The organism is Ruegeria sp. CDSA020, assembly GCF_059612345.1.
This window is the reverse complement of the sequence record NZ_JBXWQK010000014.1, coordinates 36143-57930: the sequence shown is the minus strand read 5'-3', so window position 1 is coordinate 57930 and position 21788 is coordinate 36143. Positions and strand designations below refer to the sequence as shown.

20 protein-coding genes and 2 tRNA genes are annotated in these 21788 nt (G+C 54.6%); 12 read left to right on the top strand and 10 right to left on the bottom strand.

The annotated features are described in order from the left end of the window. Window positions 1-103: 103 nt before the first annotated feature. The 3 genes from ade (at window position 104) to AC2FJW_RS18980 (ending at window position 3784) form a co-directional block, all read left to right on the top strand. Complete coding sequence (gene ade / locus AC2FJW_RS18990) at window positions 104-1906, top strand: adenine deaminase (RefSeq protein WP_496751060.1); 1803 nt, start codon at window positions 104-106, stop codon at window positions 1904-1906. Continuing rightward, window positions 1903-3366, top strand: a complete 1464-nt coding sequence (locus AC2FJW_RS18985; protein ID WP_496709953.1) for an AMP nucleosidase — start codon at window positions 1903-1905, stop codon at window positions 3364-3366. Before ade ends, AC2FJW_RS18985 begins: the two co-directional genes overlap by 4 nt. 130 nt (window positions 3367-3496) lie before the next feature. Continuing rightward, on the top strand, window positions 3497-3784 hold the full coding sequence (locus tag AC2FJW_RS18980) for an HU family DNA-binding protein (protein ID WP_142637567.1): 288 nt from the start codon (window positions 3497-3499) through the stop codon (window positions 3782-3784). A 492-nt stretch (window positions 3785-4276) separates the two neighbouring features. On the opposite strand, the gene AC2FJW_RS18975 is transcribed toward AC2FJW_RS18980, so the two are convergent. Beyond that, window positions 4277-5371 (bottom strand): tyrosine-type recombinase/integrase, encoded by a 1095-nt coding sequence (locus AC2FJW_RS18975; RefSeq protein WP_496751059.1) that lies wholly within the window; start codon window positions 5369-5371, stop codon window positions 4277-4279. Between the two features lie 367 nt (window positions 5372-5738). Here AC2FJW_RS18975 and AC2FJW_RS18970 point away from each other — a divergent pair, with 367 nt between their 5' ends. From AC2FJW_RS18970 to AC2FJW_RS18945, 6 genes are all read left to right on the top strand, one after another. After that, a complete protein-coding gene (locus tag AC2FJW_RS18970) occupies window positions 5739-6161 on the top strand; it encodes a helix-turn-helix domain-containing protein (protein WP_496751058.1) in 423 nt (140 codons plus the stop codon). Window positions 6162-6165: 4 nt separating this feature from the next. Then, window positions 6166-6462 carry a hypothetical protein gene (locus AC2FJW_RS18965; protein WP_496751057.1) on the top strand — a complete coding sequence of 99 codons (297 nt, stop codon included), beginning with the start codon at window positions 6166-6168 and terminating at the stop codon, window positions 6460-6462. Window positions 6463-6466: 4 nt separating this feature from the next. Then, window positions 6467-7366: an HNH endonuclease gene (locus AC2FJW_RS18960; protein WP_496751056.1), complete on the top strand. Its 900-nt coding sequence runs from the start codon at window positions 6467-6469 to the stop codon at window positions 7364-7366. Then, window positions 7366-8148, top strand: coding sequence for a DUF3800 domain-containing protein (locus AC2FJW_RS18955; RefSeq protein ID WP_496751055.1), 783 nt, complete (start codon window positions 7366-7368; stop codon window positions 8146-8148). The genes AC2FJW_RS18960 and AC2FJW_RS18955 overlap by 1 nt, the downstream gene beginning before the upstream one ends. A 183-nt stretch (window positions 8149-8331) precedes the next feature. Further along, window positions 8332-8416, top strand: a tRNA-Ile gene (locus AC2FJW_RS18950). Window positions 8417-8754: 338 nt separating this feature from the next. Beyond that, complete coding sequence (locus AC2FJW_RS18945) at window positions 8755-10497, top strand: retron Ec67 family RNA-directed DNA polymerase/endonuclease (protein WP_496751054.1); 1743 nt, start codon at window positions 8755-8757, stop codon at window positions 10495-10497. 302 nt (window positions 10498-10799) lie between these two features. Here the strand turns inward: AC2FJW_RS18945 and AC2FJW_RS18940 are convergent, their stop codons facing one another. The 7 genes from AC2FJW_RS18940 to AC2FJW_RS18910 all read right to left on the bottom strand — a co-directional run bounded on the left by AC2FJW_RS18940 (window position 10800) and on the right by AC2FJW_RS18910 (window position 16023). Continuing rightward, window positions 10800-11294 (bottom strand): hypothetical protein, encoded by a 495-nt coding sequence (locus AC2FJW_RS18940; RefSeq protein WP_299890499.1) that lies wholly within the window; start codon window positions 11292-11294, stop codon window positions 10800-10802. A gap of 13 nt (window positions 11295-11307) precedes the next feature. Continuing rightward, window positions 11308-12450 carry a HigA family addiction module antitoxin gene (locus tag AC2FJW_RS18935; RefSeq protein WP_496751053.1) on the bottom strand — a complete coding sequence of 381 codons (1143 nt, stop codon included), beginning with the start codon at window positions 12448-12450 and terminating at the stop codon, window positions 11308-11310. Further along, entirely contained in the window at window positions 12450-12746 is a 297-nt protein-coding gene (locus AC2FJW_RS18930; RefSeq protein WP_299890503.1) for a type II toxin-antitoxin system RelE/ParE family toxin, read from the bottom strand. The genes AC2FJW_RS18935 and AC2FJW_RS18930 overlap by 1 nt, the downstream gene beginning before the upstream one ends. Before the next feature lie 155 nt (window positions 12747-12901). Next, complete coding sequence (locus tag AC2FJW_RS18925; protein ID WP_496751052.1) at window positions 12902-14470, bottom strand: relaxase family protein; 1569 nt, start codon at window positions 14468-14470, stop codon at window positions 12902-12904. Next, window positions 14467-14937 carry a plasmid mobilization protein gene (locus tag AC2FJW_RS18920; RefSeq protein WP_496751051.1) on the bottom strand — a complete coding sequence of 157 codons (471 nt, stop codon included), beginning with the start codon at window positions 14935-14937 and terminating at the stop codon, window positions 14467-14469. Before AC2FJW_RS18920 ends, AC2FJW_RS18925 begins: the two co-directional genes overlap by 4 nt. Further along, window positions 14934-15752, bottom strand: a complete 819-nt coding sequence (locus AC2FJW_RS18915) for a hypothetical protein (protein ID WP_496751050.1) — start codon at window positions 15750-15752, stop codon at window positions 14934-14936. The genes AC2FJW_RS18920 and AC2FJW_RS18915 overlap by 4 nt, the downstream gene beginning before the upstream one ends. A gap of 194 nt (window positions 15753-15946) precedes the next feature. Next, a tRNA-Arg gene (locus AC2FJW_RS18910) sits at window positions 15947-16023 on the bottom strand. 115 nt (window positions 16024-16138) lie between these two features. On the opposite strand from AC2FJW_RS18910, the gene AC2FJW_RS18905 reads away from it, so the two are divergent. Together AC2FJW_RS18905 and AC2FJW_RS18900 are read left to right on the top strand one after the other, a co-directional pair. Then, the gene (locus tag AC2FJW_RS18905; protein ID WP_496690504.1) at window positions 16139-17164 is read left to right on the top strand and encodes a LacI family DNA-binding transcriptional regulator; all 1026 of its coding nucleotides are present in this window, start codon (window positions 16139-16141) and stop codon (window positions 17162-17164) included. A 3-nt stretch (window positions 17165-17167) separates the two neighbouring features. Then, window positions 17168-18382, top strand: coding sequence for a winged helix-turn-helix domain-containing protein (locus AC2FJW_RS18900; RefSeq protein WP_496751049.1), 1215 nt, complete (start codon window positions 17168-17170; stop codon window positions 18380-18382). Here the strand turns inward: AC2FJW_RS18900 and AC2FJW_RS18895 are convergent. Together AC2FJW_RS18895 and hpaR are read right to left on the bottom strand one after the other, a co-directional pair. Next, on the bottom strand, window positions 18375-19073 hold the full coding sequence (locus tag AC2FJW_RS18895; RefSeq protein WP_496693083.1) for a fumarylacetoacetate hydrolase family protein: 699 nt from the start codon (window positions 19071-19073) through the stop codon (window positions 18375-18377). The two genes, AC2FJW_RS18900 and AC2FJW_RS18895, sit on opposite strands and share 8 nt — an antisense overlap. A gap of 616 nt (window positions 19074-19689) precedes the next feature. Beyond that, window positions 19690-20142 (bottom strand): homoprotocatechuate degradation operon regulator HpaR, encoded by a 453-nt coding sequence (hpaR, locus tag AC2FJW_RS18890; RefSeq protein ID WP_281973862.1) that lies wholly within the window; start codon window positions 20140-20142, stop codon window positions 19690-19692. A gap of 228 nt (window positions 20143-20370) precedes the next feature. On the opposite strand from hpaR, the gene AC2FJW_RS18885 reads away from it, so the two are divergent. Continuing rightward, on the top strand, window positions 20371-21783 hold the full coding sequence (locus AC2FJW_RS18885) for a pyridoxal phosphate-dependent decarboxylase family protein (protein WP_496751048.1): 1413 nt from the start codon (window positions 20371-20373) through the stop codon (window positions 21781-21783). Window positions 21784-21788: the final 5 nt, after the last annotated feature.

The following is a 21788-nucleotide window of genomic DNA, read 5'->3' as shown; positions in this document are numbered from 1 at the left end:
CTTCACGGGGCTAGGCACAACAGCGCTGACGCGCTGCATGACGGAATCATGATAACTGCCGAGCAGGGGTTGCACCTTTCCGTGCGTTCGGGAAAGTTGGGCCATGGAATTCACACCTTTCCCAAGCTGGCCCGATACCGCCCCCCGTCTGATCGCTGTCGCCGCAGGGCGTCAAGCCGCTGACCTTGTTGTCCGCAGCGGGATCTGGGTTAACGTGCACAGCCGCGAAGCCCTGCCCGATCATGACATCGCGATTGTCGATGGACGTATCGCCTATGTTGGCCCCGATGCTTCGCACTGCGTCGGCCCGAACACCCGGATCATCGAGGCAAAGGGGCGGTATATGCTGCCCGGCCTGTGCGACGGGCATATGCATATCGAATCAGGAATGCTGACCCCGGCCGAATTTGCGGGGGCCGTTATCCCTCATGGCACGACAAGCATGTTCACTGACCCGCACGAAATAGCCAACGTGCTGGGCCTGGACGGCGTTCGTATGATGCATGACGAGGCGCTGATGCAGCCCGTTAACATTTTCACCCAGATGCCTTCTTGCGCGCCATCGGCGCCAGGGCTTGAGACCACCGGTTATGAGATCACCCCCGAAGACGTGGCCGAGGCGATGAACTGGCCGGGCATCATCGGACTGGGCGAGATGATGAATTTCCCAGGCGTCATTCATGGCGATCCCAAGATGCTGGCCGAGATTGCCGCGACCCAACGGGCAGGGAAAACCGTTGGCGGGCACTATGCTTCGCCTGATTTAGGGCCTGATTTCGCAGCTTATGTCGCAGGCGGCCCTGCCGACGACCACGAAGGCACCTGCGAGGCCGATGCCATCGCGCGGGTGCGTCAAGGGATGCGGTCGATGATGCGATTGGGATCGGCCTGGTATGACGTGGAAACTCAGATCACCGCCATCACCGAGAAAGGGCTGGATCCGCGCAACTTCATCCTGTGCACGGATGATTGCCATTCTGGTACCCTGGTCAATGAAGGGCATATGAACCGCGTGGTGCGCCATGCGATTGCCTGCGGCTGTGATCCGTTGATCACGTTGCAGATGGCGACCATCAACACAGCCACGCATTTCGGGTTGGAGCGCGATATCGGCTCGATCACGCCCGGGCGCCGGGCGGATATCATCCTCAGCTCGGACCTGAAGGACCTGCCCATCGAGCTTGTCATAGCGCGCGGCCAAATCGTGGCTGAGGACGGCAAGATCACTGTGGACTGCCCGCATCTGAATTGGCCTGCAGCCGCTCGAAACACCGTGCATCTGGGCCATGCCCTGACCAGCGCGGATTTTCAGATCGAGGCCCCCAAAGGGGCGAACCGCGTTCAGGCCAATGTGATTGGTGTGGTCGAAAACCAGGCCCCGACCAAAGCGTTAAAAGCCGAACTGCCCATCATTGGCGGCCTGGTTGAAGCCGAGGGTGAGGTCTGCCAGATTGCGCTTGTCGAACGCCACCGCGCAACAGGCGGGGTCACAAACGCCTTTGTCTCGGGGTTTGGATATCAGGGGCGCATGGCAATGGCTTCGACCGTTGCCCACGACAGTCACCATATGATTGTTGTTGGGACCGACCGCGAACAGATGGCCCTTGCCGCAAATCGGCTGGCCGAGATCGGCGGTGGCATCACCATTTTCCGAGACGGTGAGGAACTGGCGCTGGTGGAACTGCCCATCGCTGGACTGATGTCTGATAGCCCGGCAGCCGAAGTGGCCGCCAAGGCCGAACAAATGGTTCGGGCGATGCAGGCCTGTGGCTGTAAACTAAACAACGCCTATATGCAGCACTCATTGCTGGCCCTGGTGGTGATCCCTGAATTGCGGATCTCGGATGTCGGGCTGGTGGATGTGCGCAAATTTGAAAAGATCGATCTTTTGGAAGCCCTTGCATGACAATAATACGAGCACCTAAGGCCCCCGCGCCCGAGAACTTCACCGATCCCGCAGCCGCGGTCGCAAGGTTGGAAGAACTGTACGAGCAAGCCACCAGCTTCCTGTGCGAGAACTTTGCCAATGTGATCGAGCACGGAGCACCAACTGAACGCTTCAGAGCCTATTACCCGGAAATTCGCATCAAAACCTCCTCCTATGCGCGGGTCGACAGCCGGCTAAGTTTTGGTCACGTCTCGGAACCGGGCATCCACTCGACCACTGTAACGCGGCCAGATCTGTTCCGGTCCTATTTGACCCAACAGATTGCCCTATTGATCAGAAACCATGACCAGCCGGTCACGATCGGGGCCTCGGACACACCCATTCCGGTTCATTTCGCCGTGGCCAACAATCCTGATCTGATCGTTCCGCATCAGGGCGCCGCCGGATTTACCCTGCGCGATGTATTCGACGTACCGGACCTGACAACCACCCATGACGACATCGTCAATGGCGTCCATGACCACGAGGAAGAAGACGGCCCGCTGTCTTTGTTTACTGCGCAAAGGGTTGACTATTCACTGGCCCGGCTGGCGCATTACACTGCGACTGATCCCAGTCATTTCCAGAACCATGTGCTGTTCACCAACTATCAGTTCTACGTCTCGGAATTCGAAAACTATGCACGCGCGCAGCTGGCCGAACCAGACAGTGGCTATACCAGCTTTGTCTCGACCGGAAATGTCGAGATCACCACCGAAGGCGGAGCGCTGGAACAACCCCTGAAGCTGCCGCAGATGCCGACCTATCACCTAAAGCGGGCGGATGGATCGGGTATCACGCTGGTCAACATCGGTGTCGGTCCGTCGAACGCCAAAACCGCGACCGATCATATCGCCGTGCTACGCCCGCATGCCTGGCTGATGGTTGGCCACTGCGCCGGGCTGCGCAACACACAAGCATTGGGCGATTTTGTTCTGGCCCATGCCTATCTGCGCGAAGACAAGGTTCTGGATGATGACCTGCCAGTCTGGGTGCCGATTCCGCCTTTGGCCGAGGTTCAGGTTGCGCTGGAACAGGCTGTAGCCGAGGTCACCGAGCTGGAAGGTTATGAGCTGAAACGGGTCATGCGCACAGGCACCGTCGCTTCGGTCGATAACCGCAACTGGGAACTGCGTGACCAGTCCGGCCCGGTACAGCGGCTCAGCCAATCACGGGCAATCGCGCTGGATATGGAAAGCGCGACCATTGCCGCCAACGGCTATCGGTTCCGTGTTCCCTATGGCACGTTGCTCTGTGTTTCAGACAAGCCGCTGCACGGCGAATTAAAGCTTCCTGGCATGGCCTCTGCCTTCTATACCACGCAGGTCAGCCGCCATCTCGCGATCGGAATTCGTGCAATGGAGCACCTGAGGGGCATGCCGCTGGAGCGCCTGCACAGCCGGAAATTGCGTTCCTTTGATGAAACGGCCTTTCTCTGAAGCAAAAAAGCAACGAATTCCCCCTATTTTTAGGGTTTTCGACGCTACTATTCGTTGTGTTCACCTACAATATCCCGTTACAGTTACGCGGTGAGGCCCTATTTATCGGGCACGTTAAGGAGACCAAGAAATGGCAAAGCCTATGACAAAGACTCAGCTGGTTGCTGCTCTCGCTGAGGAAATGGGAACCGACAAGAAAGCTGCGAACACTGCGCTGGAGGCCATGACCGGCCTGATCACCCGCGAAGTGTCGGCGGGCGGCGCGGTGACCCTGCCTGGTGTCGGCAAAATCTACTGTCGCGAGCGCCCCGAGCGCATGGTGCGTAACCCTGCCACCGGCGAGCAGTTCAAGAAAGAAGCCGACAAAGTGGTCAAAATGACCATTGCGAAGGCGCTGAAGGACAGCGTGAACGGCTGATCCCAGCTTTCACCGCAAAACGATCAAGGGCCGCCGCTTGGGGGCCCTTTTTCTTTTACCCCCCTATTGAAGCCAGTTTTTTATAAGGATTTGGGAGGCCGGCCGTGGTCAGACTGGTGTTATGCAATCTGAGATCAGCGAAGAATAAACGTAGCGCCGCGCTCATTGGCTGGGTGCGCAACAGGACCGGTGGCCTAAGCTGGCGAATGCCACAAATTCGCGAGGCTGGCCCCGTCACAGAGCAAGAACGGACAATATCCGGTCGACTTTCGGACCAGTAATTTGTTTTGCCGCACTCGCCCCAAAAGAAATTCATTCTCGGCGATGGATGTTTTGATTGGCTCATCCGAACCAATTTTTAGTCATGTGTCACCTTTCTAAGCGAGTGAATTGTCTAAAGTTCGGAAAATAAATGATTTCATTAGATATCTTGGCGACCCCGGCAGGATTCGAACCTGCAACCTGCCCCTTAGGAGGGAACCGTTCATAGCGTTATTCCTTCTTTGATTTCTGCTGCTTGGGTATTTGTACAGGGCCTTCCTGTACATGGTTTGTACGAAACCGGGCTCTGACATCGGCCTCATCAGACTCTGCATGGGCATAGATGCGCATGGGCAAATTAGGGTCTGACCAGCGCCCAGCCTTGGCTGCTGTGACTGGATCGACGCCTTGGCGCACAACCAGTTCCGTGAAGAATCCGTGCCGCCCTGCCGGGTGGGCTGAAAGGTAAGGGATACCCGCGCGCTTGCAGATCGTCTTCCAGCGGGTGTTGTAACCGGTGGAGCTGCCATAGCCGAAAACGCGCGCCTTCATCAGCTTGCCGGTCTTTCGGTTCTTCGGGCGTTTAGGTGGCAACGCGAGAAGTTCGTCCATCATCTGCGGTGAGACAGTGATCCAACTCTCCGGATGGCCCTTTTGCGCTTTCACGCGAACTTTGTTTTCGTGCGGTCGAAGGTCATCAGGCTCCAATGACACGGCCTGATCGATCCGTGCAGCCGTCTCAAACATGAAACGGACCAGCGCGGCGTTGTACGGATCGGCGACACGGCAAAACGCCTCGATCCATTCCTTGTCGGCTGGCGTGCGCTCTACGCGGCTAAGCTTGCCGCGCCGTTTGTCCTGCGCGATCCGCTCGAACTTGTCGTACGGCTTCACGCGGATCAGCGGCGTGCCTTCCAGCTCGTGCGCGTTGTTGATTACCGCACTCGCGGGCGTCACGATTTCGCGCCACCAAGTATCGGTCGACGCTTTGGGTTTCAGCTTCGGCCCCAGGCTCTTCAATAGCGCGCCAGAAATCGAGCCTAACGACAGGTCGCCGATTGCTTCGACAATCGGGATCAACTGCTTCGCCGCTTTTGGGGACGCGTTGTAGAGCATGATTGCATCAGAGAACGTCTTGCTCGGCTCGTCGCCCACGACATAGCGACGAATCTGACGTTCGGTCTCATGGTTTATCCAGTCCCGTGCGCCCTCTTCTGTAGATGCCTTAGTGCTTCGCCGGTATGGGCCGGCGATTGGCCTGCCGTTGTATTCGATCCACCCCTTGGCCCAGTAGACACGGCCCCTCTTGTAAATTTGGAGCGGCATGACTGGCCTCCTTCAAAAATCGTATCAATCTGCGCGGGCGTGATCAGCATGGTTCGCCCAAGGCGATAAAATGCACCCGTCTCATTGGCTCGCTCGCGCAAGGTGCGCTCCGAAATATCGATCCCCATCCCGGCCATGACTTCGACCCATTGCGCGGGTGTTTTCCCAAGCCCCAGGATCTGAGAGCTGTCTGAATAGTTGGTCTCTGCCATTTCAGTCGTCCTTGTCCGCTTAAGTTGAATTGGCGACACGCATGGAATCGCTTGTTCTGCACCTTCTGACGTGGTCAGATGGATGAAAACGTAAATATGCGTCATTTTGTGCTATGTTTATACAAAATTGCGCACTCGTCAATTGGGAAACTTGCATGGTGCGAGATGATGCTGAATTGTTTGCAGAGATTGGCGCTCGCCTCGCGATCTGTCGCAATGAGATAGGCGTCTCGCAGGCCGCTATGGCTGAAGCCATTGGCGTGTCACATCGCGCCTATCACAGCTATGAAAAGGGCAAACGCGGCGTCCCGGTCGAGGCCCTCGTCAAGATGCAAAGCCGCTACGATGTTGACGTCGCCTGGCTACTGCTCGGCACCAAATCCATTCGGGTTGGGCATGATTTCGAGGCCCTCAAACACATCGAAAGCTCGCTAGATAAGCACCTCACCGACGAGGGCATAAAAGTCAAAAGCGAGAAGCGCGGGGCCATCGTCGCGCGTTGGTATCAATCGCATGTCGAAGGCCGTGAAGTGACGGATGATGACGTGCACACATGGATCGAGCTGGTAAGGGAGTAATCTGGTGAACAAGGCAAGCAAACGCTGGAACATGTTGCGACACTCAGTCTTGGAGCGCACCCGTCGTGAGGTGATTGAACCCTTTGGGCCGCTTTACCTGATCTTCCTGGGTACCAGCGTCTTCTACCTGATTGGTTTGGGCCAACTATCGTTGGCACAACAGTCTGCCGAATACTCGGTTTTTGCTGCCATCCTGATTCTTGCGATCGCCGCAGCTGGCTTGGCACTTCCATTTTTGACAGGTGCGGTACTGACCCTACGCGCGGCCGATCGAAAACTGGAACGTCTTCAACGCGGGTGATCCGATGGCCTTCGGTATCTTCATCCATCGCAGCGACTCGATCTACGACGACATTCCCTCGGAGCGGTATCAGTTTCCAAAGCAATACCTCTCGCGTGCTCAACAGTGCGAAGGGGATTGGATCGTCTACCTGGAGCCAAGCAAAGTCAAAGAGACCAAAGGGTACTTTGCTGTCGCTAAGGTCCAGGAGATCATTCCGGATCCTCGGAAACCGGACATGTTCTTGGCGGTGATTGAGCCGGGGACGTATCTTGATTTCGGCGACCCTGTTTCATTCCGAGACGAGAATTCAGTCATCGAAAGCGGTTTGCTGAACGATCAAGGCAAGATATCTGGACGCGCGCAAGCTGCGGTAAGAACCCTTTCAGCTGAAGACTTTGCCCGAATTGTCGAACGTGGTCTTGGACGACATGAGGACATCCTGCCTCGCGTTGGTGACTCGATGCAGCTGCCAGGTTTTCAGGACGCGCAAACACCTTTCCGACACATGCCCGCACTGGAACGCGTCAACCAACTGACCAATCGGGCGGTTCGCGATCGTAATTTCAGAAAGAACGTCCTGCGCGCCTACGGCGAGCGCTGCGCCATCACTGGTCTACGCCTGATAAATGGCGGTGGCCGCGCCGAGGTGGAAGCCGCCCATATCAGACCAGTCGAGCATGACGGCCCCGACATCGTTAGCAACGGGCTCGCCCTGTCCGGAACTGCACATTGGATGTTTGATCGCGGCCTCGTTGGGTTGGCAGACGACCTGACAATTCTGGTTTCCCGTCAAAGTAACGACATTGAAGCCGTGACGTCCATGATCAACTCGTCCGGCAAGATCTTGGTGCCGGACCGCCTCGCTAACCGGCCAAGGGCGGAATTTGTAACTTGGCACAGGGAGAATTGTTTCAAGCAGTAATGGCCTATCTATTTTTAGACGACAGCAAGCACCATAGATCCGGATTTTCACTTGCCGCATTCGCCATTTGCGATGTGGATCCAACAGAAGAAATGGGCGCGCTCTTTCGCGAGTATGGCTTCGATCCGAGCACGTTCGAGTTCAAGTCTTCAGCGACCATGAAAGATTACAATGATCTTCAAGCGCTGCGTGATAGCTTGAAACACTTTATCGCACGCAACTGCAAAATGGCCCTATGCGTCGTAGATAGCGCAGAAGACACTAGGAAATTAGGCCCAGCTTCGTTGACGCTATTGCGTAGCGCACTGAAGCACCCCTTGCTCGAGGGGCGGCAGCATGAGGTCTTCTTTGATGAAGGCCTCTTCAAGCACAAAAGTGCGGCCGAGGCTTTAGTTGCAGGCGATCCGGAGCTCGCAGGCTGCATCTTTCACTTTGAACAGGATTCCAAGGCGGTGATGGGTATCCAACTTGCGGACATTATGGCCCATACGTGCAGCATTATGCTGTTGGAAGCACTCGGTGACATTTCCAAAAAGGTGACCGTTAACGCCCCTGGGGACAGCGTATATGATGGCCTCGAGGTCGAGCTCGGCTTCGAGATGTGGGCAGGGATCCGCTACGCATTTCTCAGCCAAAACAAGCAGAACCCAAAAGACGATTTCGACCTAGCAAACGTCGACGTTTATCCTTGGGGGTTATTCATTGATGAGAGCGTCAACGAACGAGTTGCTCCTGCGGCGATGGAACGTTTTGGAGAAAACTATTTAGGTTGTATTCATTGAAGTCACATTTCGTGCTGTGAATTTGACCATTCAATAATTTGACGCGGCTTCCCAAGCTGAACGTTTTGTTTTGGCGCAACCAGTTTCGGTTTATGGGCGTCGAGTCGTCTGATCTTCGGGGATTGATACGAAATTCGACATTTGCTACGTGGTGGCACCCCTGTCGGCGACGACAGGTATTCAGGACGGTTGGCAGAGTGGTAATGCAGCCGATTGATACTCGGTAAAACCTTTCGGGGTTTCGTGGGTTCGAATCCCACACCGTATTCGAGGCCCATCCATAGCCACTCAGGATGGGCCTCAACTCAAAGCACGGAGCCTTTAGCAAATCTATGAATGTGCACTCGGTATCCATGCTACCCATCGGGCCGTCTGATCGGTATCTGTTACGGATGAAACTCGGAGCTTCAACCTAAAGCAGACTTGACCTCAGCTCTTCGATTGATATTTTGCATCCAGCCTTCGGGCAGATTTTGTCATCATGCATTGTGATGGTTGACCGCATTGTGGGTCAGATTTGCTCTTCGAGTTCCTTTGCAGTTTTACGGATTGTAGTAATCCTAGCTTGCGTAAGAGTGCCCGAAGGCTGATTTGAAAGAGGGCGATTTGGCTACCAAACTGAGCAGACTTAAAGCTACGAGCTCCAGATCAGAACTAGCTAGACTTCTTGGTATCGAACCCAAGCATCTCAGTTTCGCTCTCTACAAAATACCGTTAGCAGCGAGGTATAGCGAGTTTACTGTCCCCAAGGCATCTGGCGGTGATCGCGTCATACATGCGCCGAACTCTCACTTGAAGGCAATACAATCCAGAACATCTGGAATGCTCTACGAGTGTTACAACGAGCTTTACCCCAAAACAGAAAACAAGAGCCTGAATCTGTCTCATGCGTTTCAGAAGAGAAGGGGGTTATCGATAGCTTCAAATGGAGCAAAGCACCGCAACAAACGCTACGTCTTCAACTTGGATTTTGAGGACTTTTTTGGCTCATTCAACTTTGGTCGTGTGCGTGGCTTCTTTCTTTCAAATCGAGATTTCAGCCTCAATGAGGAAGTCGCAACTAGTCTAGCTCAAATTTGTTGCCACAATAATAAGTTGCCGCAAGGAGCACCAACGTCTCCGATCGTTACAGAGCTCATTACACGAATTTTGGATATCCGCTTATCCAAGATAGCGAAGGCCCATGGATGTAGTTATTCGAGATACGCGGATGACCTGACGTTTTCGACGAATAAACAAACGTTCCCGAGCGAAGTCGCGGAATGTGACCCTTCCGGCATATGGACCGTCGGCAGCGAAGTCCTGAACAAGATTCATACTAGCGGGTTTGCGGTTAATTCGGCCAAGACACGTATGCAGTTTGCCGGCGGCAGGCAGGAAACTACCGGCCTAGTAGTGAACAAAAAAGTCAATGTGCCCAAGGAGTATTCCAAGCAGGTACGGTATATGACCCATTCATTGCTTCAAACCGGCAAGTGCCATGTACAAGCTCCCGTGACGAAAGCAGAGCAAGATGTGAGTCCAAACGTCTTGGCGGGAAAGCTCGCCCACGAATTCCACATTAAATCAAAGGAGTATGTAGATTCGAGTGGCAAGCCTTGGCCTCTCGCTCGGTTCAAGGACAAGGAGGTCTCGGTTCCAGCATTCTATCGTAGATATTCAGACTTTCTCTATTTTCGAAATTTCTTTTTCAATGCAAAGCCAACAATTCTTTGCGAAGGAGTTACGGATAACATTTACCTAAAATGTGCGATCAAGTCGAAACACGCTCATGTTCCAAGCCTTGCAGTGGCCTCACTCACTAGCAAGAAGGTCGAACTGCAATGTAGTTTCTACAATTACTCCAAAACCGCTCGCACTGTGACCGCCCTGACTGGCGGCGCCAACCCATTGAAATCTTTTATTGAAACTTACGCCGTTAGGTTTTCCAAATGTAAGGCTGCCAGTGTTTCTCAGCCTGTACTTGCTGTGGTCGACAACGATGCTGCCAATAACGGACTTTGGAAGATGTTGGACGAGAAGTTTGGTCTCAAAGGTGCTGATGGAACTGCTCCTTTTTACCATGTTGTTAAGAACCTGTATGTAGTTCCAATCCCAAAGATCGCTGGGAAGGACACATTCATCGAGCACCTATTTGACCATAAAACGCTGAACACGCCCCTCAATGGAAAGACGTTCGATCTCGGTCAAAAAAAGAAGATTGCAGCAAACAAGTACGGAAAGATGGCGTTTGCCAGAGATGTTGTTCAAAAACAAAGCGGTACGATTGATTTCAAGGGTTTCTTACCCTTGCTGGGCAACATTGAGAATGCGATTGCGCATCATAAAGCCAATCCCCCAACCGCTTAGATTAACTTGTTGCTTTCATGCCAAACCGCCCAAATATACCGACTTTCACCGCCCATTCTCTAGTTTCACTGGCTTAGTATGGGCGGGGCACGATACTCGGTCGCGTAGAGAGCATTAGCCTACCAGAGCTGACGTAAAGACTCGGACCCAACGTAGAGCAGGTCAGGCCCTGATTTCCCAGCAATCCAGAATGGTGTGCCCCATACTTTTCAAGTCGATGGTTCCAGCTTCTCTGAACGGGAGCCTATAGAGCCCAACAGCGTTTTAGCTCTAGGCCGCAAGTGGCTGCATTGGCCACCCCCTTATGCTTCACCTGCGTCGTCTAAATCAGCTTGGTCTGCCAAACGTTGCTCAATAACGTCATCAGTAAAGTCTGTGAACAAGTTTAGTTGAGGATCATTTGTATGAATTTTGTTCATGCGATCCACATCACAGACTGCCCGGTAAACGTCACTAGCGATTGCTTCACGTCTTTGTTTGACCGATTTTTGCCGAAGTGCCGGTGAGCCACCTGTATCTGTGTCGAAGTAGTGTTTGATTGGCTGCCCGCCTTCAAAAAGTGATACAGACTGATAGGCGCGGTAGGTAAAACCACCCTCCTGGTCCAAACGACGCGCTTGTCGCAACGAGCTTGTCACTTGCCTCCGCAACATCTTTTTTACATCTTGAGGTTGTGGCAGGAGCTTTCGGTTCGAAACTGCCCATTCAACAAACTGGCTTGGATCTCCAGACACGTCTCCGGTTTCAGCTTCCCACTCTTCCCAAAGCTTCACAACTTGTTCAGTAAAGTTTGCCATTTCAGTTACCTCATCATAGCTCGATTTGAGATGACTTGCCCCAGCCATCCACTGCACGCCACTCAAGCAAAGAGCTGCGGATACTTTTTAAGTACTTCCTAAACGTACGGTACTTTTGGGTTTTGTGGTGGATTTGCCCAACGATGATAGCCGGATTTATCTGTGCTCTCGCTGCAAATAAGAGCATGTCTTTTTCCGAGATATAAGGACTCTTCCTCAACACAAACGAGTTCAGAAGCTTTTGATCTACGCAAAATTCTGCGGCGGCCAAATTCGCTGCTTTTTCGCATTCAGGCAGCTCCACATTATCCGAGTCGAGATTGCCCCCAAACTCATCGATTGGCGCAAACTGTTCCTCCCGACCGTCGCCGCGTAATATGTGTTCAATTTCGTGACGCAGCACAAAACATAGGTTATCCAGCCGGTCCAATCGATTTGTCAGTCCAATAACGGGTTGCCCATCAACCCATAAGCAAACGCCATCAATTTTGGCTCCCTGCAAAGGCTCGACTAGTATCAAGCGCACACCACAAGCCAAGAGAAGGGCAGGGATAGCCGGAAGGTCATCTATGTCGACAAAATGCGAGCGTAATGCAGGCAGTGAGTTTCTTAGTTTCTCTTCATCGTATGGTGGGCATTCGATGGTTCCGGCGATCTGCCGCACGCGATGAAGCCATGCATATTGTCCGGCAGACACACTTTCGTAAGAACTCTTCTTGGCTGCGTGCGCCATCAAAGGCGCATCGCTGACAAACGGCACTTCACTAATGTCAGATTTGTCAAAGAAGCGAGTCATCTGCAAATCTAAAAGACTGCTCTCAGTATCAGAAATCCACCCCCTGTTGATCATCTCCCTAACAGGAAAGATAGACCAGGTGGCGCGGGTTTTGACACTAGGGTCGGCCTTCTTAGCACGGCTCAAATCATACATTTGCTGAAGGTTCATGAAGAACTCTGCGGGCATGTCGAAAGCGTCAGCAAGCAAGTTAGCAGTATCTGGGGTTATACTGGTCTTACCCTTCAACAGCCTATTCAGCTGTCCGGCATCCCATCCAAGAACAAACGCCAAATCGGCTTGAGTCATGCCGCGCGCATCCAATTCCTCAGTGATGAACTCACCGGGCAACTCAGTAGGGAGTAGGTCTAAGTTATCCATCAATGGTAGTCCTCAATACAGACGACAATGATTGTCGGCGGGCTGGTTACATCATCAAGAGTAAAGACCAGTCGAAACTGGTCATTCAAACGAATGGAGCGTTGCCCTTCTCTGTCCCCTTTAAGCTTCTCATAATGCAGGCTTTTCCAGTTTCTCAGCGAGCGTTCGTCTGGAGCAGCTCTCAGCAGTGTTAATTTGCGCCTCGCTGATTTGATGAGCGCAACAGAAAGGCGTGTTCGCGCGGCCTGGTTGGTTTCGATCAAAGCCAACGTGTCGTCAGCAAAAACAACTTTCATTGAGGTCTTTTACCCCCGCTTCTCAAATATTGCAACACCAAATTGACTAGATCAGTCAATTTGACAAATCATAGCTCTTCATCCGCATGACACATCTCTAGATTGGACCACTAACAACAGCAAGGAAACGTAGGCCTAGGCATGTATGAAACTCATCAATGTGAGCATCTTATGCTGCGGTGGCTTGCCCGCCCGTCTAGCTCTCGTTCAGCCGCTTCTCGGCGTCTTTCGCTAGCTTCCAGCTGGTCTCTAATCCCGCCTGAAGCGTGTCGTAATTCTGCTCCTCGCGCAGCAAGTCGGCCAATGTGGTGACGGACGTGAGATGTGATTTCATCAATAGCGCCACGCAATGCGCCAATCCATTCACCTTGCTTTCGATCCTGCTGGTAGAGCGTTTCTCCAAGGCGTGCAATTCCTTGGCTGAGCTCTCGCAGGCCGTCACCAACCGTTCGACGGATACGAGCAATTCGCGCTCCAATGCTGTCAGGGATGTTGTCGGTGGATTGGTCATCTAAGGCTCCTTGAGCTCGATGCAGATGATGGGCGTTTGCGCCATGGTGCAGGTCTTCAATTCGGTCCGGTTCGGGTCCAGCGTCACCCATGTCTGCCCGGACTGTTCGATCCGTGTCAGGCCAAGCCTCGTCATCTCTGACCGCGAAATCAAACCCGTCCAAAACCAACTCGCTATCAGTACCGTCGCGATCCAGACTGAGACCACCCCCACGATCACCCAAGGCGAGATCGTCAGCCAGCGCCGGATTGTCTCGCTCCGCCTCTCCAATTCGCTCCTGCTGTCGCTGAGAAAGAACCTGATATCGGTCTCGATTGTATGCAGCGCGCTGGTCGCAATGCTGCTGAAATCGCTCCTGAAGCTTTCCAACTGAGATGCCATCAAGGCGGCGTGGTCGCTGCGTACTGTCTCCAGGTCCGCGTTCAATTTCTCTGCTAGGCGGTTCGGCTTGCCAGTCGTCATGGAAAATCTCTCCTTTCAAGCGCCAGCGCTCACCGGTGTCGGGGTCTTTGGCGGTGATGTAACTCTTGCTGGCACGGGGGATCTCGAAGCCCGCATCGACCAAAACATCAATCATGCTAGCGCGGTCAGTGATGATGCCGATGCTGATCTGATCGAGGATCCAATCGTGCAGCTCTTCGCGACCTTGCGCGCGCGTCGGCGCTTCAATCGTCGCCCTCACTTCTCGGGCGCGTTCTGGGTCCAAAGGGTCTGCCCAACCGTACGTCTTGTTCATCAGGTCGCGCAGGCTGGAAAAGGCGGTCTCATGGCCTGGCGGCGCGATGTTCAGTGCCTTACCGGTGCTGAGCTCGAGGCGCGGTGCGCAGAAGTGCAACTCAACATTACCCTCATGCGTGTGGCGCACCCAGAGGCAATCGTATTGATCCCTGTCCAGCCCAGCAAAGGCCAGAGCCTCAAATAGCTCAATGGCCTCTTGCTGGGCGTCGGGACTGGGATCATCGCTATCGGCAAAGCTAATCACGCCCGCCGTGTAGCTCCACTTGTTGGGGCTCGCATCGATCAGGTCGCGGGTTTGGTCGGGGTTGCCGTGCAGCACCTCGGGCAGCGGGTCGCGGATCTTGGTTTGCGGCTGGCCGTTGTCGTCGCGGATCAAATTGCGGTTCTCGTCATAGGCCAGAACGTCGCGCGCGGTCAGGTATTCAACGGGGGCCGCACCGCTACCGGTGCCAGTGGAGAAGAACGAGATGATCAAGCGTCACCGCCTGTGTGCGCCGCCACGATCTGCGCCATCTGCCGCTCGATGACCACCAATTGTGTCGCGACCTTGAGCGCATCGATCTGGCTCGCGCGGCCGGACTTGACCGCGCCGTTGATCCAGCGGGAGAGCTGATTGAGGTTGCCACCGACACGGGCAATCGCAAAGGTCAGCTTTGGGTCGACACGTGGGACAGGCTTGCGCCGACGTGCCTCGGTCAACCCCAAGGCCTCGCGCATCAACGTGGCATTGGGCAGGCCAGCGGCGTGCGCCTTGGCCACAAGCGCTGCCTTTTCCGACGGGGTGCATCGAAAGATCACACTCTCGGAAAGGCCCTCTTTGACGCCGCTTGCGCGCGTCTGGTTGGGGTTTGAAGGGGAGGCTTGCCGCCCCTCACAAGTCCCGCCGATGTAATCGGTGGGTAACCTTGCTCTCTGCTCTTTGTAGGGATCAGTTGCGTTCATGACCGGAGCCCCGCCGCCTCAATTTCAGCAGGGCTGACCAAGTTTGCAGCCAGCAAGGCTGTCACTTGGCCGGGTGTGATGTGGCGGCACAGTGGATGACGATCTGTGACCCAGTCAGCCAAACCTTTCAGCAATTCGGCCTCTTTGGCTTTGCCTGTTTCTCGTGCCTCCTCAATGTCGTGAAGGTATTTCAACCAACGGCCAGAGGAGAACCAGTTGTCGGAGAAGCACACCTTGGAGCGTGTGAAACCTTCGCTCTCGGTGGCGTAAGCACGCACGGCTTCCCCAAGGTCTTTGGCGTCCACGCCGTCGGTCAGCGCTTGGCGGATTTGCGAGAGACAAACCGCTTTGCCCCGAACGCGATCCTCGGGATAGGCGGACAAAATTTTCTCAGAAACTTTATCCTCCACCGCCGCCTTCGCGTGCGAAGGATTTGGTTTTTGATATGGTTTATATCTGTTCTTATAGGATTTGCCCTCTGGGGCAGATGGCTTGCCCTCTGGGGCAAATGCATCATTTTCTCTATCGGTCGGATCGATTTGCCCATTTGGGCAAATGGAGTTGCCCAGGGCATACCAACAGGTTCGGTCATAGCGATCATCGCTGAAATTGCCTTTTATGATCAGCTTTGCGCTGACCAGCTTTTCGAGCGCTGTTCGGATCTGCTTCTCGCTCAGATAGGGGAACAACTCGCCAAAGGCCGAGATCGAATTGTAGGTCCAATACCGCCCGTCTCGATGGTTACGGCGATTGGCTTGGTTCTTCTCGATCCAGAAGGTGATGTTCTGGAAGATCACCGCTGCGTTCAGGCCCACTCGCCCGGCGATTTCGGGATCAAAGCTATGGCGGCTCATGACTGGCCCCCGAAATACGCACAAACGTGCGAATTTTGTACAGGTTTTGTACGAGAAATCGGCCGTTTCAGCCGATTTCGCCGCGAAAGCTCACGGGACTTTCTGCACGTTTCCGCACAACAAGCTGAAAATAAGCCATATTTTTCAGGTATTTTTGGCGACCCCGGCAGGATTCGAACCTGCAACCTGCCCCTTAGGAGGGGGCTGCTCTATCCAGTTGAGCCACGGGGCCGCGCAAAACTCTCTGTAGCGTGGTTTTTTCGGGTTGTCATCGGCTTTGAAGGGCAGTTGTAAAATGCGTCCTGTTCACGCTACCATCGGACAAAACAACAACGCAGGTGCACCCCGTGACCACAGAAAACAAACGCCCGCTCACCCTTCGTGATGTTTCTGAAGCGTCCGGAGTGTCTGAGATGACGGTCAGCCGGGTTCTGCGCAATCGGGGTGACGTGTCGGATGCGACCCGCACACGCGTTCTGGCCGCAGCAAAAGAGCTGGGATACGTGCCGAACAAAATCGCTGGTGCGCTTGCCTCAAGCCGGGTGAACCTTGTGGCGGTGATCATCCCGTCGCTGTCGAACATGGTGTTCCCCGAGGTGCTGACCGGGATCAATCAGATTCTTGAGGATACCGAGCTACAGCCGGTGGTCGGCGTCACCGATTATTTGCCCGAAAAAGAGGAAAAAGTCCTGTACGAGATGCTCTCGTGGCGGCCCTCGGGCGTGATCATCGCCGGATTGGAACACACCGATGCCGCACGCGCCATGCTGGATTCGGCGGGGATTCCGGTGGTCGAGATCATGGACACCGATGGTAAGCCGGTGGACGCGATGGTCGGGATTTCCCATCGCCGCGCTGGACGTGAGATGGCACAGGCGATCCTGAAAGCGGGCTATGAACATATCGGCTTTATGGGCACCAAAATGCCCCTGGATCACCGCGCTCGGAAACGGTTCGAAGGCTTTACCGAAGTGCTGGGCAAGCATGGGATCGAGATCGAAGACCGCGAGTTTTATTCCGGGGGCTCGGCCTTGGCCAAAGGCCGCGAGATGACTCAAGCCATGTTGGAACGCTCACCGGATCTGGATTTCCTGTATTATTCCAACGACATGATTGGTGCTGGTGGATTGCTGTATCTGTTGGACCAGGGGATAGACATTCCAGGCCAGATCGGTTTGGCAGGGTTCAACAATGTCGAACTGTTACAGGGTCTGCCGCGCAAGCTGGCCACAATGGATGCATGTCGACACGAGATTGGGCGCAAGGCAGCCGAGATAATCGCCGTTCAGCTTTCCGATCCCGCTTCCGAGGTTGAAAACCGCATAACTCTGACCCCCAAGATCAGTTATGGCGATACGCTGAAACGCCGCTGACCCATGGCGATGCAAAGGCTGAACAATCGGGCGGCCCGCGCCCTGTTCATGGACCGGCACGCGCTGGCAGAACAGCCGTCCGGGGCTGCGAAAGGGCCTGACCTGCTTGAATTGATCAGGCGTCTGGGATTTGTTCAGCTGGACAGTATCAACACGGTCGCCCGCGCCCATGACATGATCCTGTTTTCGCGCAGGCCCGCCTATCGCGCCAAAAACCTCAAGCATGTGTATGAACGTGACCGTGGGCTGTTCGAACATTGGACTCATGATGCCGCAGTCATTCCGATGGAGTTCTACCCCCATTGGCATCTACGGTTTCAGCGCGACGCTGACCTGCTGAAATCGCGCTGGAAAAACTGGCGTCGCGATGGGTTCGAGCAGCAATTTGAAACCGTATTGCAGCATATACGCGATCATGGGCCAGTTTCCTCGTCGGATGTGGGAAAAGACGAAAAGAAGGGCTCCGGCGGATGGTGGGATTGGCACCCGTCGAAAACCGCGCTGGAGTTCCTGTGGCGCTCGGGCGCGCTGACCGTGATCGGCAGGCAAGGGTTCCAGAAACGCTATGACCTGACCGAGCGGGTGATCGAGACGCATCTTTGCCCCGGCAATATGCCTTGTGACGCCGAACATACCGTGGATTGGCTGTGCCATGCGGCACTTGACCGGCTGGGGTTTGCGACCTCGGGCGAATTGGCGGCATTCTGGGATACGGTCAGCGCAGCTGAGGCGCGAGACTGGTGCAAAACAGCCCTCGCCGAAGGGCGTGTTGAAGAGATCGAGATCGCATGCGCCAATGGCCAGGTCAGGAAATCATTCGCACGTCCAGGTATTGCGGAACAGGCCGCGCAAATCGCCCCGGCGCCGGGTCGGATCAGGGTGCTCAGCCCGTTTGACCCCATGCTGCGTGACCGTGACCGTGCGCAGCGGCTGTTTGGGTTTCACTACCGGATCGAGGTTTTTGTTCCTGCCCCTAAACGCACCTATGGCTATTATGTTTTCCCGCTTCTCGAAGGAGACCGACTGATTGGCCGGATCGACATGAAGGCCCATCGCGATCAGTCGGTGCTGCGGGTCAGCGCCCTGTGGCCAGAACGAACAGTACGGTGGTCAGATGCCCGCACGCGCCGCCTACAGGCCGAACTGGACCGGGTTCGTCGCTTTGCCGGGTTGGATGACATAGAATTTGCCGAGAATTGGCAAAAAGACCCTATTTAGGGTCTGATATACTCAATTTGACCGGCTGCAACCCGTCAATCTCACCCTCGAGTGAATCTCCGGGCTGAACCGGCCCTACACCAGCCGGCGTTCCGGTCAGGATCAAGTCCCCTGGTCGCAGATGATAATAGCCGGACAAGTGACTTATGATCTCGTCAATCGACCAGATCAGCTCATCCAAGGTTGCGTCCTGCCGGGTTTCGCCATTAACGCGCAAAATGATGCGTTTTTGCGGGTCGGGTTGCCAATCGCTCACGCGGGTCAGAGGGGCAAATACGGCTGCATTCTCGAAATCTTTTCCAAGATCCCAAGGGCGCTGTTTGTTGCGCTCGCGAATTTGCAGATCACGTCGGGTCATGTCCAGGGCGCAGCCAAAGCCAAACACCGCTTCCTGCACCTGAGAAGTATCAGCTTGAAAAACCGGCTTTCCGATTGCAACAGCCAGCTCCATCTCATGGTGAAAATTTTCGGTCCCCGGAGGGTAAGCCGTCGTCACCCCAGACAGGACCGCGTTTGCAGCGGCCTTGGTGAAATAGAAAGGGGCCTCACGGTCGACCTCATGTCCCATTTCAGCCGCATGTGCGGCATAGTTCCTGCCCACACAAAAGATTCGCCCAACCGGGTATGTGTCGTCCTCGCCGGTAACCGGCAAAGCGATCGGATCAGGAATAGAGAACAGGCTACCCATCATCATGCCGCCATAACACAGGTTAGTTAAAGTGGATAATAAAGGGCATAAACCAGAGCAAGTCGCAATCCTTGGAAACTCGCACGCCGGTTTTTGCCGACAAATCCGGGATAATTCGGCGCAGGCTTGCCCAAATCGAACCGGTAAGCCTGCGCGTGTTTCAAAATTCGCAGACATGGCTACTTATGGCGCTGGGCTTACTTTCAACATGCGACTGAAAACACTGCGACAGCTCATTCAGTTTTTAGCCGTCAAACCTTGGAAAACGGCTGTATCGCGCTAGCTTGTTGCTAACAGAAAGCGTTCAGCACTGAGACGTCACCACTCACAAAGGCGGCGGACCACCAATCCTCCGCCTTCTTGCGAAGACACCCGCGTGGACGGCAGAAATCGCTGAAATCCGGGTGCGAGTATTCAGAGGACCACGGCCAAACACCCATCCCCCTGGGTAAGTTTGCGTCTGAGAAAACCCGATTTTCGGGGTCTGATGTTCTCTGAAACGTTGCCGGATCGTTTGAACACCCCTCGTATCCGGCTGTAGGCCAGGCACATGGTCCACTCGGGCCTGGCCACTCCGCCAGAGAGGTCACAAAGGCCCTCTGGCGGAGCCCACACACCGTTAGTCCCGAGAATCTGATTGTAATTTCAACTCGTGCAGATCGTTGAGAAGATCCAGCAACGCCTCATGCCGCTCTGGTCCCAGCGTGTTGCGGATTTCTTCAGCCAAAAGCAACGTATAGTCGATGTTATCCCGGATAATCCCTGCCCCTTTGACCGTGATCTCAACAATCTGCCTGCGCTTGTCGACCGGATGGCTTTTCCGCACGACAAGGCCCTTGGCCTCAAGCTTTTGCAGAATGCGGGTCAGGCTGGGCAAAAGCAGACAGGCACGGTCAGCAATATGGGTGGGCTCTTGCGGGCCTTCCTCTTCCAGCACCCGCAGAACCCGCCATTGCTGTTCGGTTACGCCCGCCTCTACAAGCATTCTACGGATAGGCCCCATAACCCGTTCCCTCGCGCGCAGCAGCGCAATAGGCAAAGACCGGGACGTCAATGGAATTTCATGAGCCATGTTAAATTCTGGCCGAATTCGGTTCATTCTTCAACTGACCTTTCCGTGTTTGGAATTCCAGGCATTTATCGCTTATTAGAGCCTAAATTATTCCATTTCTCTCTGCGAAAACATATTCAGAAAAACCTCAGACCACTGGATTCCTGCAAAGGGCGTTGACGTTTCAACCCGGATATTCATCACTGGCACAGGATCGAAAGCGGTGTTCAGAGAAGATTGGAAGATAAAATGAACTGGGATGAATTCTCGGATTGGGGCGCCAAGATTGCTGAGTGGGCACAGGATTACCATCTGACTGTCGGCGACAATCCGGTTCGGGCCAGAACGGAACCCGGTGATATTCTTAACGCCTTACCCGCGCGCCCTCCCGAACGCTCCCAGGCGATGGAGGAAATCTTTCACGATTTCGAACAGATCGTGATGCCTGGGATTACCCATTGGCAACATCCTCGCTTTTTTGCCTATTTTAATGCAAACGCCTCGGCCCCGTCGGTTCTGGCCGAGTTTCTAACCAGCGCCATCGCTCCGCAATGCATGTTGTGGCAGACATCCCCCGCCGCGACCGAGATGGAGACGCGGATGATGGACTGGTTGCGGCAGGCCTTGGATCTGCCCACGGGCTTTGCAGGTGTCATTCAGGATTCCGCCTCGTCAGCGACCCTGGCCGCTGTGCTGACCATGCGGGAAAAGGCGCTGAATTGGCAGGGCAACCAACAAGGGTTGTTCGGACAGAAACCGCTGCGCGTATATTGCTCGGCCGAGGTCCATACCTCGGTTGATCGTGCCATATGGGTTGCGGGGATCGGGCAGGAAAATCTGGTGCGGGTGCCCATACAAGGCGACTGGCGCGGGATGGACCCACAGGCGCTGGAAACAGCAATTCAAGCCGATTTAGACTCTGGTTATCAACCAACCGGCGTGATCCTCTGCGTCGGCGGCACCGGAACCGGCGCGGCCGATCCGGTAGAGAAATGTCTGAAGATTGCGCAAAAATATGGGCTATATTCGCATGTCGATGCAGCTTGGGCTGGCTCGGCCATGATATGCCCCGAATACCGCCATTACTGGGAGGGAGTCGAGCAAGCCGACAGCATCGTGTTCAACCCGCATAAATGGCTGGGTGTTCAGTTCGATTGCTGCGCCCATTTTCTGAAGGACCCCGATGATCTGGTACGGACACTCGCGATCAGCCCGGAATTCCTGAAGACCCACGGCAAGGACGGGATCATAAATTATTCTGAATGGTCGGTACCGCTGGGCCGCAGGTTCCGAGCCTTGAAACTGTGGTTCGTCATCCGCGCCTATGGTCTGGAAGGGCTACGTGAAAGGTTGCGCAATCATATAACATGGTCAGTGGCTCTGCATGACCGGCTGAAGGCGGAATCCGATTTCGAAATCACCACCAACCCTATGTGGTCATTGTGGACATTCCGCTATGCCCCCCTTGGGTCAACCGATCTGGACGATCTGAACCTACGGCTGGTTAATGCGATCAATGATGATGGCCGCATTTACTTGACTCAAACCCGCGTTGATGGCGACTTGGTGATCCGCTTTCAGGCCGGTCAGTTTGAGACCACGCAGGCAGACGTCCAAATGGCATTTGACGTGATCACTGAAATCGCCCGCTCGCTAAACTAGAGGTT

What these genes read in the sequence shown, in the direction of transcription:
- ade (WP_496751060.1), top strand. Translation starts at nt 104, where the DNA reads ATGGAATTCACACCTTTCCCAAGCTGGCCCGATACCGCCCCCCGTCTG.
- AC2FJW_RS18985 (WP_496709953.1), top strand. Translation starts at nt 1,903, where the DNA reads ATGACAATAATACGAGCACCTAAGGCCCCCGCGCCCGAGAACTTCACC.
- AC2FJW_RS18980 (WP_142637567.1), top strand. Translation starts at nt 3,497, where the DNA reads ATGGCAAAGCCTATGACAAAGACTCAGCTGGTTGCTGCTCTCGCTGAG.
- AC2FJW_RS18975 (WP_496751059.1), bottom strand. Translation starts at nt 5,371, where the DNA reads ATGCCGCTCCAAATTTACAAGAGGGGCCGTGTCTACTGGGCCAAGGGG.
- AC2FJW_RS18970 (WP_496751058.1), top strand. Translation starts at nt 5,739, where the DNA reads ATGGTGCGAGATGATGCTGAATTGTTTGCAGAGATTGGCGCTCGCCTC.
- AC2FJW_RS18960 (WP_496751056.1), top strand. Translation starts at nt 6,467, where the DNA reads ATGGCCTTCGGTATCTTCATCCATCGCAGCGACTCGATCTACGACGAC.
- AC2FJW_RS18955 (WP_496751055.1), top strand. Translation starts at nt 7,366, where the DNA reads ATGGCCTATCTATTTTTAGACGACAGCAAGCACCATAGATCCGGATTT.
- AC2FJW_RS18940 (WP_299890499.1), bottom strand. Translation starts at nt 11,294, where the DNA reads ATGGCAAACTTTACTGAACAAGTTGTGAAGCTTTGGGAAGAGTGGGAA.
- AC2FJW_RS18935 (WP_496751053.1), bottom strand. Translation starts at nt 12,450, where the DNA reads ATGGATAACTTAGACCTACTCCCTACTGAGTTGCCCGGTGAGTTCATC.
- AC2FJW_RS18930 (WP_299890503.1), bottom strand. Translation starts at nt 12,746, where the DNA reads ATGAAAGTTGTTTTTGCTGACGACACGTTGGCTTTGATCGAAACCAAC.
- AC2FJW_RS18920 (WP_496751051.1), bottom strand. Translation starts at nt 14,937, where the DNA reads ATGAACGCAACTGATCCCTACAAAGAGCAGAGAGCAAGGTTACCCACC.
- AC2FJW_RS18900 (WP_496751049.1), top strand. Translation starts at nt 17,168, where the DNA reads ATGGCGATGCAAAGGCTGAACAATCGGGCGGCCCGCGCCCTGTTCATG.
- AC2FJW_RS18895 (WP_496693083.1), bottom strand. Translation starts at nt 19,073, where the DNA reads ATGATGGGTAGCCTGTTCTCTATTCCTGATCCGATCGCTTTGCCGGTT.
- hpaR (WP_281973862.1), bottom strand. Translation starts at nt 20,142, where the DNA reads ATGGCTCATGAAATTCCATTGACGTCCCGGTCTTTGCCTATTGCGCTG.
- AC2FJW_RS18885 (WP_496751048.1), top strand. Translation starts at nt 20,371, where the DNA reads ATGAACTGGGATGAATTCTCGGATTGGGGCGCCAAGATTGCTGAGTGG.